The sequence below is a fragment of the Rhodanobacter thiooxydans genome (genome assembly GCF_021545845.1).
In the GTDB taxonomy this organism is placed as follows: domain Bacteria; phylum Pseudomonadota; class Gammaproteobacteria; order Xanthomonadales; family Rhodanobacteraceae; genus Rhodanobacter.
Window position 1 is genome coordinate 103719 of sequence record NZ_CP088924.1, and the last position, 12536, is coordinate 116254.

Annotated in this window: 7 protein-coding genes; 1 reads left to right on the forward strand and 6 read right to left on the reverse strand. The window is 62.0% G+C overall.

Annotation, left to right across the window (positions count from 1 at the left end):
- Window positions 1–25 precede the first annotated feature (25 nt).
- The 6 genes from LRK53_RS18610 to LRK53_RS18635 form a co-directional block, all read right to left on the reverse strand.
- Window positions 26–703 (reverse strand): response regulator transcription factor, encoded by a 678-nt coding sequence (locus LRK53_RS18610; RefSeq protein WP_041677002.1) that lies wholly within the window; start codon window positions 701–703, stop codon window positions 26–28.
- Between the two features lie 8 nt (window positions 704–711).
- Window positions 712–3846, reverse strand: a complete 3135-nt coding sequence (locus tag LRK53_RS18615) for an efflux RND transporter permease subunit (protein WP_015447888.1) — start codon at window positions 3844–3846, stop codon at window positions 712–714.
- Window positions 3843–4895, reverse strand: a complete 1053-nt coding sequence (locus tag LRK53_RS18620; RefSeq protein ID WP_015447887.1) for an RND family efflux transporter — start codon at window positions 4893–4895, stop codon at window positions 3843–3845. The genes LRK53_RS18615 and LRK53_RS18620 overlap by 4 nt, the downstream gene beginning before the upstream one ends.
- Entirely contained in the window at window positions 4892–6307 is a 1416-nt protein-coding gene (locus LRK53_RS18625; RefSeq protein ID WP_015447886.1) for a TolC family protein, read from the reverse strand. Before LRK53_RS18625 ends, LRK53_RS18620 begins: the two co-directional genes overlap by 4 nt.
- Window positions 6308–6406: 99 nt before the next feature.
- A complete protein-coding gene (locus LRK53_RS18630) occupies window positions 6407–8122 on the reverse strand; it encodes a glycosyltransferase family 39 protein (RefSeq protein WP_015447885.1) in 1716 nt (571 codons plus the stop codon).
- Entirely contained in the window at window positions 8119–9138 is a 1020-nt protein-coding gene (locus tag LRK53_RS18635; RefSeq protein ID WP_015447884.1) for a glycosyltransferase family 2 protein, read from the reverse strand. Before LRK53_RS18635 ends, LRK53_RS18630 begins: the two co-directional genes overlap by 4 nt.
- A gap of 278 nt (window positions 9139–9416) precedes the next feature.
- Between LRK53_RS18635 and LRK53_RS18640 the strand changes: the two genes are divergently transcribed.
- On the forward strand, window positions 9417–12521 hold the full coding sequence (locus LRK53_RS18640) for a Tn3 family transposase (RefSeq protein ID WP_015447883.1): 3105 nt from the start codon (window positions 9417–9419) through the stop codon (window positions 12519–12521).
- The last annotated feature ends 15 nt before the right edge of the window (window positions 12522–12536 follow it).

Below are 12536 nucleotides of genomic sequence, written 5' to 3' on the forward strand. Positions count from 1 at the left end.
GACAATCCGGGTGCGGAGCGTGAATCTAAGGCGCATCGTCATCCGCCAAACGGTAGCCGATCCCGTGCACGCTATGCAGCAGCGGCTTGTCGAACGGCTTGTCGATGGCCTGGCGCAGGGCATGCAGGTGTGTGCGCATGGCATTGGCGTCGCCCACTGCCTCGCCCCATAGTGCCCGGGCCAGGTCGGCGTGGCTGACCACGAGCGGCGAACGACGCATCAAAACCTCCAGCAAGCGCAGGCCTGCACGGGATACCGAGACGGAAACACCTTGGCGCCTGACCCGAAAACGGGCGGCATCGTATTCGAGATCGGCGACCCGCAAGGGCGCGCCAAGGGGGGGCTGCACGCGCCGATGCAGAGCATGCAGCCGCGCCACCAGTTCCTTCATGGCGAACGGTTTGACCAGATAATCGTCCGCACCCTCGGCGAAACCGCGCAGCTTGTCGTCCAGCGTCTCGCGAGCGGTCAGCATCAACACCGGCACATCGTGCTGGGCGGCGCGAAGCTGGCGGCAGACCTCCAGACCATCCAGCCGCGGTAGCCCCAGATCCAGCACGATCAGATCGTGCGTGCCCGTCAACGCCAAGCGCAGCCCGGTCATACCGTCGAAAGCATGATCCACCGCGAAGCCATGCAGCTCCAGGTAATCCCACAGAGTGGTTGCCAAGTCACGGTTATCTTCGACAAGCAGCACACGCAACATGGCCGCTAAGCCTCCGCGGGGTGGGTGTCGCCCGGCGTATCGCGCTGGAAACGACCGTAACGCAGGGCCAGCGTGGGCAGCACCAGCAGATTGAGCGCGGTGCTGGTGACCAATCCGCCGAGAATGACCAGCGCCATCGGCCCCTCGATCTCGCGACCCGGAGCGCCACTGCCGATCGCCAGCGGCAACAGCCCCAAGGCCGTGACCAGCGCGGTCATCAAGATGGGCGACAGGCGTTCTTGCGCACCGCGCAGGGCAGCCTCCGGTCCCCATGTCATGCCTTCGACATTGACCAGATGATCGTAGTGCGACAAGAGCATGATCGAGTTGCGCAGGGTAATGCCAAACAAGGTGACGAAACCCACCATCGAGCCGATGGAAAGGCCGCCGCCGGTGGCGAACACCGCCAGTACCCCACCGACCAGCGCGAACGGCAGATTGACCAGCACCAGCAACAAACTGCGCGTGCTGCCGAGCACCATGAACAACAACAAGATGATGGCAACACCGGCGATCAGCGAATTGATCAGCAGATCATGCGTGGACTGGCTCTGCGCCGCAGCCGCACCGCCAAACTCCACGTAGCTGCCGGGCGGCAGCGCGACCTTGGCGGCAATCTGCTGTTGGGCGGCGGCGACAAAAGCCGAGACGTTGCCCCCGCTCACGTTGGCGGTCACGGTCTGCACGCGCCGGGCACCATCATGCAAGACGACGTAGCGCCCCGCATCCTCATAGACGTCGGCCAGTTCTTTCAGTGGGACATACGTGCCGGCGGCGTTGCGAATCGGCAAGGCACCCACTTCGGCCACCTTGCCACGTTGTTGGGGCGCGAGGATGACCGAGACATTGAACACGCGGTTCCCGTCGTAGACCTGGCCGACCTGATCGCCTTGGTAGGCGGTGCGGATGGCGTCGAGCACCGTCACCGCATCGAATCCCCAATGCGCCAGCGCTTGCTTGCGCAAGCGTACGACCAACTGCGGCGTACCCGGCGGTGACTGCACTTGGACATCCGCCGCGCCGGGCAGCTGCGCCAGAATCTTCGCGACGTCCGCCGCCTTGGCGTCGAGCGTGTCCAGATCGTTGCCGTAGATATTGACCGCCACGGCGGCGGTAAAGCCCGACAGGGTTTCTTCGACACGCTCGGTCAGGAAGGTCTTGACCGCGAAGTTGACGCCGGGAAATGGTGCCAGCGCCTTGCGAATATCCGAGACAGCCGCTTCTGCCGCATCACCGCTGAGAGGTTTGAGATCGACGTTGAACTCGCTGTATTGCGTGCCCCACGTGTCGTCGGCCTTTTCGGCACGCCCGGCATTTTGCGACACCGAACGGACGAAGGGCAGCTTCAGCAGTGCGGCGGTCACATGGTTGCCGATGCGTATCGACTCCTGCAGCGAGGTCCCCGGCACCGCCGACATGTGCACGATGAAATGGCCTTCGCGCAATTCCGGCAGAAAGCTGCCTCCGAAGAACGGCAGCGCCGCCACCGCCATCAACGTCACCACTACGACCACCGTCATGACCACGCGATAGCTGGTCTCCACACGCAACAGCATGCCGCGATAACGATCCTTGGTCCAACGCACCAACGGCGCTTCGCTTTCCGGCAAGGGGCGGTTGGCCAGCAGCAAGTAGCACAAGGCGGGGGTGACCGTCATGGCGACCAGGAGCGAGGCCAGCGTCGCCAATACATAGGCAATGCCCAAGGGCGCGAACAGGCGCCCTGCGATGCCTGACATGGTCAGCACGGGAATGAACACCAACGCGATCGCCAGCGTCGCGTAGACCACCGCGCTGCGCACTTCCAGCGAAGCGTCCAGCAGCACCGTGAAGACGGCGCGGGGTACCTCGGCATGCCGATTCTCGCGCAGCCGGCGGTAGATGTTCTCCACCACGATCACCGCATCGTCCACCAGCAAACCGATGGCGATGGCCAGGCCGCCCAAGGTCATGGTGTTGAGGCTGAAGCCGAAATATTCCAATACCGTCACGGCGGCGAGCAACGACAACGGGATCGCCACCAGCGAGATCGCGGCCGTACGCAGGTTGTACAGGAACAGCATCAGCACGATCACGACGAGCACGCCGCCGATCATCAGCGAAGATTTGATGTTGCCTGTCGCCGTCGTGATGAAGTTGGCGGGACGAAATAGATCGGCATGCAAGGTGATGCCCTGCGCGGTCAGGCCCGGCTTCATACTGGCCAGCGCTTTTTCGACGCTCTGAGTGACCTCAAGTGTATTGGCACCGTACTGCTCGGAAATCACCAACTGGACGGCCGGATGGCCCATGATCGAGGACGCCCCGATGGGCGGCTCCGGGGCAACGACCACCTGCGCGACGTCACCCAAGGTGACATTTCCACCCGCCTGATGCCGCACGATGGTACCGGCGATTTCCTGCACGGTGAGCGCTTGCCCGGCGCTCTGCAGGACGATGCGCTGATTGGATGTGTCGATGAACCCGGCACCACGCACACCCGTGGCCCGACGCGCCGCCGTCAGGACGTCGTCGACCGCGAGATTGTATTTGAGCAATTGCTCCGGGTGGATCTGGACCTGGTATTCCTTGGTATCGCCCCCGAACACCGCAACCTTTGCGACGCCCGGTACCGCCAGCAACGCCGGTTTCAGCGTCCAGTCGGAGAGCGTGCGCAGCTCCATCAGCGATCGCTTGTCGGAAGTCAGGCCGATATCCAGCACCACACTGGTGGAGGAGGTCAGCGGCGACATCACCGGCACCTGCACGCCTTGCGGCAACTGGGTGGCAAGCGCACCGAGACGCTCCCCGAGATTCTGCCGATCCCGATAGATGTCGCTGCCCGGATTGAAGGTGATGGTGATCACCGACAAGCCCTGGATCGATTGCGATCGCAGCGCCTGCAGCCCCGGCAGGCCGTTGATCGCGTTCTCGATCGGTTGGGTCGCCAACACCTCCACCTGTTCGGGCGCCAACCCTGGCGCTTCGGTCTGAATCGACACCTGCGGCGGGGCGAATTCCGGAAACACGTCGTATTTGCTACGCGACAGTGTGAGCGTGCCATAGACAATCAGGATGCCCGCCAGCACCAGCACCACACCACGAAACCGCAACGAGAAGCGGACGATCGCCGCCAGCAGCCCCGGCGCGTCCTGCCTCATTGCTTGTCTCCGTCTTCACCTACGGCAATGCGTGACCGCTGCTCTTCCGAGAGCAACAATTGCGCGCCCGTTGCCACAATCGGTTCGCCCCGAGCAAACCCCTGGGCCACGAACCAGCCGCCGTCCACCGGGTTGTCGACCGGTAACGCATGGCGCACGAAACGGTCAGGCTGGTTGCGGCTATAAATCCACGATCGACCCTGCCACCACACAACCGCCGAGCCGGGAATCATCGTGCCTTGTAACGACGTGCCCGAGGGCAGATACGCGGTGACCGCCATGCCCGGCAAGAGACCTTCGGCCGACACGGCATAGAAGAAACTGGCCCCCTGCAGACGGGGATCGGTGCGTGGCGCGGGCGAGATCAAGGTGGCGGCGTGAAAGTCACCATTGACGCTCTGCACGCGCGCTTGGGCAGGGGGCTGGGCGAGTGCGGTGGTCGCCGGCAACACCACCTGGACCAGGACTTGCTGGCGAGTGACCAGACGCGTGAACAGCGGCATATTCGCATCCGCCGCCTTGGCCAAGACGTCGCCCCATTGCTGGCTTGCGGTCTGCTGCGCGGCGGTCAGCGCGGCTTGCGCCGCCCGCCAAGCGGCTTGGTCGGCATGCCATACCGCGGCGGCCGCCTGCAAGACCTTGTCGGAAATATTGCGTTCGTCGCGATGCAACGATTGCAGTCGCTGGTATTCGGCGTGGGAAGCCTGCAGCGCCGCCTCGGCCTTGTCCACCTGGGTTTGGGCGGCGACGTTGGCGTTGCGCAACGCGATCAGATCCGCTACATCCAGCACCGTTCCGAACGTTTGCAGCATCGGACGATGGGCCATGGCCTGTTGCGCGACCACGACGATCCCGCTCTGCTTCTGATCCGCCGTATCCAGCGTGACCGCCGTTTGATCCTGCACCTGCGACACGCGCGACGGCGCCTTCACCGGAGCCTCGCGCTGGGCCTCCGTGGCGCGCTCCTTCTGGCCAGCCAGGAATCCCCAGACCGCCAGAGCCAGCACGATGGCGCCCAGGATGGCCGCGAGAATGGATTTCTTGTTCATGGCTGGGAATCCTGCATGCGGGGCGCGTTTTCAAGGGTGTGAATGTCGGTCGCAAGTGCACCCAAGGGGTGCCGCATGGCATCTTCGAGCGCGCCCAGCGATTGCTGGGCCTGCAGGAGGGTATCGAGACGGGCCAGTTCGGCCGCGGCCAATTCCACCTGGGCGCCGATCAGACTCAACCGATCCGTTTCGCCCGCCTGATACAGCGCCTCGGCTGAGCGCGCCGCTTTGCGTTGGGCCGCCAGCAAGGTATCGGCGGTACCAAGTTTGCCGACAACCTGGCGATAGCCGGCCAGCGCTTGGTCGACTTCGCCGATCGCCTGCGCTTGCACGGCAAGAAAATTGGCGGCCGCCTGCTGGCGATGCGCCTGGGCTTCGGCGATCGGCCCCTGATTGTGGTTGAACAACGGCAGCACCAGCGATAGCCCCAACGACCACTTGGCCTGTGCGGCATCCCACAGAAAACCCGGACCGAGCGTGATGTCGGGATATTGCTTGGCCACTTCGCCTTGCAACGCGGCCTGACTGGCTTCGTAGTCGGCCAGCGCAGCGCGGACATCGGGGCGATCCCGCAGCGCTTGACGTTGCACGTCATGCGACGGCAACGCGCTCAGGGGTGGCATATGCTCGAACGTCGTCATCGACAGCGTGACGCCATGGAGCGCACTCACCGGCAGACCCAACGCCGACGCCAACTGCACCCGGTTTTCAGCAAGACGCTTCTGCGCTTCCTGCAGATTCAAGCTGAGCTGGTTGAGCGTGATGTGCGCCTGGATGAGCTCCGGCTGCGACGCTTCCCCCGTTGCAGTCCGCCGTTCGATCAACCTGACCAGCTCCGCTTGTCGCTCCTGTTGTCGACGCAGCAAGGGCACGGTGGGATACACGCCAAGCAAGCTGCTGCGCACGCGACGGCGGACTTGCCACGCGGTCTCCGCGATATTCAAGCGTGCCGCTTCGGCCAGTTGCTGCGCCTGTCGAATCCGGTCGCCGCGTTTGCCTGCCGTCTCGATCGGTACATTGATTGTTGGGCCCACCGTCCAGGGCGACACGCCAGCAGGGGCATCGACGTTGTATTGATTGGTGAAATCCAACGTCGGATTCGGACGGGCGCCGGCCGTGATCACTGCTGCCTCGGCGGCGCGCCATTTGGCGCGTGCCACATCGAGATCCGGCTGATAGTACAGAGCCACCCAAGTGAGGGAGCGCAGATCCCACGAGGATGGCCCCGTGGTCGGGTGGTACGCGGAGTCGTTTCGCTGCAGAAACGCCTGCAGACTCGGATCGTGCAACGAGCGGTGCTCGAACGCAGTGACGGTGGCGGCCGGTTCAATCGGCCGTGGCCGATAGCTTGCGCAGGCTGTCAAACCGAGTGCCAGGCCGACGACCACGATGCGTGTAACGTGCTTGTTCATGAATCTTCCGCGCAGGAGATCAATCGGTTCTTCACGGGAACGTGCCTGGTGCGACATACGCCTTCGGGCAACTGCCATCACGCATCATCGGTGTCCCCCTCATGGCATCGCCCGTGGGGGTGGTGCCGTTTCGTGTCGGCTGATAATGACACCGGTCGCTTCGCGGCCCAGCTCACGAAACGGCAGCCCCTCGCTCCGCAGTTGTCCCACCAGGTTGTCCGCGACCAGGGCGATCGCATCATTGCTGGAGCGCCAGCGCTGTTCGAACGTGGCGAGGTCGGCGATGTAGCCGTCCGGCCGCGACGCCAAGCCGGGCGTCAGATCATCGGAATTTTGGTCGACCACGGTGATGGGGCGCCCAAGGTAAAACGGCAACCCTCGTAAATACGCATTCACCGTGAATACCTCGGTGTGCGGCCCGAGCTCGGGCTGGATGAGACGAGCGACGGGTGCGGCGGAGCGCATGTCGACGAAGGGCTGCGATGCCACCAGCGAAAGCTGCCATCCGATCAGGGTGGCCAAGGCAAGCCCATGAATGGCGGTGCGGCGACGGTCACGATGCAAGGCCCACGTACCCACCATCGCGGCGACCGCCATCAGCAACAAGGCCAACGACACCCCGCTCAACACGTCCTCCAATACCTGTTTCGGAATCGCCGTGCGTGCAGCGAGCATGACCACGATGGCTATCGCAGCGCTGAGGGTCGCCAGAGTGGCGATCAACCAAAAACGGCGCGCCAGGGCCTGCAGCGGCAGAACCGTGGCCGCGCGTCCCAGCAACAGCGCCAAGGCAGGAAACACCGGCAGAATGTAGAACGGTAGCTGGGAATGCGAGGCCGAAAAGAACACGAAGACCACGCTCACCCAGACCAACAGGAAGCGTTGTGCGGGTTGGCTGGCACCGATAGCACGCCACCCGGTCCTGTTCCATGGCAACAGCAACGTCCAGGGAAACATGCCGAGGATCACGACGGGGAGAAAGAACCCAAAGACCTTGGAGCGACCGTCGGCCGAGGTCAAGAACCGCGTGAAATGCTCCCGGATGAAGAAATAGTCGAAGAAATCCGGATGCAGGCGGCATATCAAAATGAACCACGGCGCGCACAGCACCAGCAGCACCAGTACACCGGGCACGAGGGACACGCGCCGCAGTACCCCCCAGTCACGCTGCCACAGCATGAAGATGCCCAGGATCATGCCGGGAAACACCACGCCGATCAGTCCTTTGGAAAGCACCGCCAGGGCCAGCGCTGCCCACATCAGCAGGTTCAGTCGTGTGCGCAGATGCCGCGCGGTCGGATCGAACTGCGCCACCAGAAAACACGCCATGCCCACCGCGAGAAACGCCGTGACCCCCATATCCAGCGTGTTGATATGCGCGGCGAAAGCGAACAGTAACGAACTTCCGAGTATGGCGGCCGCGTAACCGCCTGCTTCACGACCGAATAGCCGCGCACCGGCCCAGCCGATCGCCACGATCGCCAGCAATCCGGTGAGCGCGCACCACAGGCGTGCGCTCCACGGATGCGCCCCGAAGAGCGCATAGGCGGTCGCGCTGGCCCAGTAATGCAAGGGCGGCTTATCGAAGAAGTTGAAACCATCCAGGCGGGGCGTGATCCAGTCGCCGCGGGTCAACATCTCGTAGGCGACTTCTGCATACCGCCCTTCATCCGGTTCGCCAAGCGAGCGGCCTGCCAGTCCGTAAAACCAGGCCGCGAGCCACCCGATCCCCAGCAACAAGGCGGCCCCGCTGAATCGCGCGTACCAGGCACCCGCGGTGCGAGCGTCATTTTGAACCGTGTGCTTGACGCTCATCGAGGATCCTTGATGGGGAGCGATGCGGCGACCACCGATGGCGGTGTGTCGGTGCCGCGTGGCGAGGGCATCGCCAGCACCTGACACGCCGCCTCGATCAGATAGATCGGCCGCTGTTTGACTTCCGCGTATACACGGCCGAGATATTCGCCGAGCACGCCCAATGCCAGCAGTTGCAGACCGCCCAGCACCAGAACCACCACCATCAGTGAGGGATAACCCTTGACCGGATCACCCCACAGCACCGCCTTGATAAAGACCCCTGCGCCATAGCTGAAGGCGCACACCGACGTCGCAACACCCACGGCCGTGGCCAGTCGCAGCGGCAGAATGGAAAACGACGTGATGCCTTCCACCGCCAGATTGAACAGCCGCCAGTAGTTCCATTTGGTGCGACCTGCTTGGCGAGGGCTGCGCTGGTACATCACCGCCGTATGGGGATAGCCGATCCAGCCGAACAGGCCCTTCATGAAACGTTGGCGCTCACGCAACTGGCGCAGCGCGGCCACCGCACGCGCCGACATCAGGCGGAAATCACCAGTATCGTGCGGCACGTTGAACGCCGCCATGCGCGCCATCAAACGGTAGAAGAGATGTGCCGTCGCTCGCTTGAACCAGCTCTCGCCTTCACGGTGTTCGCGAGTGGCGTAAACCACGTCGTAGCCAGCGCGCCAGCGCGCCAGCAGTTCAGGAATAAGTTCGGGCGGATCTTGCAGATCGGCATCAATGATGACGATGGCATCGGCCTCATCCGTCACGGCGTCGAGACCCGCGGTCAGTGCGGCTTCCTTGCCGAAGTTGCGGCTCAAGCGCAGCGCGCCGATGCGCGGGTCTTGGCCCATCAGCCGGTTGAGTACGAGCCATGTGCCATCGCGACTTCCGTCATCGACATAGATCACCCGCGCATCGAGCGCCATCCCATCGAGCACGCCGACAAGACGCGCATGAAACAGGGGGAGCACTTCCGCTTCGTTGTACGCGGGCACCACAACGGTGAGACGGACGGATGGGGCCACGAATATCCCTGCGCGCTATGACATCGTCGGCACAGTAATGAGCAACCCGCGCGTCCCCACTCAACGACTTCTCAATTATTCGTTAAGCGTGCTCTGGACAATTGAATCTGAAACGACCGGCCAGCGGGTCGTGTGGACGACGACGATTGACTGATCGCCTGGCACATTCACACCGGGTATCGTCACCACCTCGTTCTTGACTCTATGCTGGCACTGACGAAGCAGCGATAACGAAGCTCCTGGTCGCTGCAAAAGAACAAACTCTCCGGGCAATTTGAATGACGTCGGCCTCTGATTCTCACCGTCTGAACATCCTCACTTCTGAAGAGGTTGAAGACCTGTATGGACTGCCCAAATTTACCGACGACGACCGGAACCTTTACTTCGACCTAAGCCCAGCGGAAAAGGCCGCTGTCGACGCACGCACTCCTGCCGTCGGCCTGTATTTGGCATTGGAGTTGGGCTACTTCAAGGCCAAGCGACAGTTCTTCACCTTCGAGCAGGGCGCCGTGGCCAATGACCTGTGCTACCTGCTCGGGCAGTATTTTCCGGGCCAGACCGTCGAATCGATCAAGGCGCCATCCAGGCCCACGCGCGGTGCCATCCAGCAAACCGTTCTCGACCTATTTGGGTACCGCGTGTGCGACAACGTCGCCAAGACGGAGCTGGAGCAAAAAGCCCAGCGAATCGCAACACTGTCGACCCAACCGCTGTACATCCGGCGTGAGTCACTGCAGCACCTGAGCAACGAACGGATCGTGGCGCTGCAGTACACGACGATGCAGGACATGGTGGGACGGGTGGTGACGCACGAACGCCATCGCGTCACCCGCCTACTCGAACAGGCGATGACCCCAGCGGTCGAGCGAAGTCTCGACGACTTGCTGCGGGCCGACGAACAGATGTATCGGATCAGTGCGCTCAAGCGTGAACCGAAGGACTTCAGCTACAAGGAGCTCAAGCGCGAAGTCGAACGGCGAAAATTCTTCCAGCCGCTGCACGAGTTCGCCCAGAGCTTTCTCGTCGCGGCCGGCTTGTCCAACGAGAGCGGCAAGTACTATGCGTCGCTGGTCAAGTTCTACACGGTCTACAAACTGCAGCGCATGCCCAAGGGCACGACGCGCCTGTACCTGCTCTGTTTCGCTTTCCATCGCTTCCGACAGATCAACGACAACCTCATCGAGGCGTTCATTCATCTGGTCGACCAGTATGAAAAGCAGTCCAAACACGCCGCCGAGGCGGCGATGCAGCAGACGCTGGTGGACGCCAGCGAACACTTGCAGGCGGCGGGCGAGGTGCTTCGCCTGTTCATCGACAAGTCCATCGCCGTCGACAGCCCGTTCGCCACCGTCCAGAAGAAAGCCTTTGAACTGCTGAAGCCGGAGCGCTTTGCGGCAGTGGCCGACTACCTGCGCAATGTCGCTTTCGACAAGACTGCCTTCCAGTGGTCCTACTACACCACAACGCTGTCGCACCGATTCAAGCGCAACCTTCGGCACATGTTCTGCGAACTGGACTTCGCCGGCCGGGTGGAGGATGCGCCGCTACTGGATGCGGTCACGTTCCTGCAGGAGCTGTTGCGCGCGGGCAAGTCGCCGCGACAGACCCAACCGTCACTATTTCCCACGGCGATGATTCCGAAGAGCCTGCAGCGCCACCTCTTTGCCGAGACTGACGAGGCAGGCGATGCGAAGGATCAGGGCAAGCGGTTGGAAGTCGATCGTTATGAGTTCCTCGTCTATCGGCTGTTACGGAACGCGCTGGAAGCCGGAGACCTGTTCGTCAAGGACAGCAACGAATTTCGTCGCTTCGAAGATGACCTGATTAGCGACATGCGCTGGGAGCAGCGCGAAACAGTCCTACAGGAGATTGGTGTACCGCTCCTGATGGCCCCCATCGAGGACACGTTGAGCACGTTCCGTGAGGCGCTGGAAACCCGGTTTGCGCAAGTGAACCAGCGTATTATCGACTCCGCCAACAAACACATCAAAGTCACCGGCCGTGCCGAGAAACGACGGTGGAAGCTGATCTACCCGACGCCTGAAGAACCCGTCAGCGGCTCGTTCTATAGCCAGTTACCCGGCACCGGCATAGCCGACCTGTTGAGATTCGTTGCGGGAGCGACGGGCTTCCTGGGGGCCTTTACCCATGTGCTCGATCGCTATGTCAAGCATGCCCCCGATGCCCGCGAAATCCTGGCTTGCGTGGTCGCGCTTGGTACCAACATGGGCTTGTGGAAGATGGCGGAAGTTTCGGGCCTGAGCTTTTCGTCATTACAGGGCACCGCACGCAACTATCTGCGGCTGGAAACCCTACGGGCCGCCAACGATGCCATCACGAATGCCATTGCGACCTTGCCGGCGTTCCATCTGTACGACATCCGCGACGAGATGCATTCCAGCAGTGACGGGCAGCGCATCGAAACTCAGATCGATACCATCAATGCCCGATACTCGCCGAAGTATTTCGGGTTGCAGAAAGGCGTGAGCGCGTACACGCTGGTGGCCAACCACGTACCGATCAACGCCCGTATCATCGGCACGCACGAGCACGAGAGTCACTACGTTTTCGACCTGCTGTACAACAACACGTCCGATATCAAGCCGGAACGACATTCGACCGATACGCACGGTACCAACCAAGTCAATTTCTGGATCTTGCGCACCTTCGGATATGGCTTCGCGCCGCGGTACCGCGATCTGCACAAGAAGATGCAAACTCTGGTCGCCTTCGAGCATCCCAGTCATTACGCCGACATGTTTATCAAGCCGGCACGCAAGGTCTACGACGAACTCATCGTGAAGGAGTGGCCCAACATCCAGCGCATCATGGCCTCACTGGCGCAGAAGGATGTGACTCAGGCCACCATCGTCCGCAAGTTGAGCAGCTACGCCCGCCAGAACCAGACCAAGAAGGCCCTGTGGGAACTCGACAACATCTGCCGCACGCTGTACATCCTCGACTTCATCGACGACGTGGATTTGCGGCAAAGCGTGCAAAAAGCGCTGAACCGAGGGGAGGCGTATCACCGGTTCCGCAAAGCGGTCGCCTACGTCAACGGCGGCAAGTTCCGAGTTCACACCGAAGCCGAACAGCAAATCTGGAACGAGTGCTCGCGCCTGATTGCCAATGCGATCATCTTCTACAACACGGCACTACTGTCTAAGGTATATGCACAGAAGGTGGCCGCTGGCGACCAGGAGGCTATCGCCATCTTACGAGGAATCTCCCCGGTAGCTTGGCAACATATCAACTTGTTTGGCACGTTCGAATTCAACGAAACTACCACCAAGGTCGACATTGATGCGCTTGCCGCCAGATACGCCGATCCAGACTACTGGAGCAAGGCCTTGAAGGAGATGCAAGAAGTGCCTCTCGGCTGATTTTACATTTTTGGG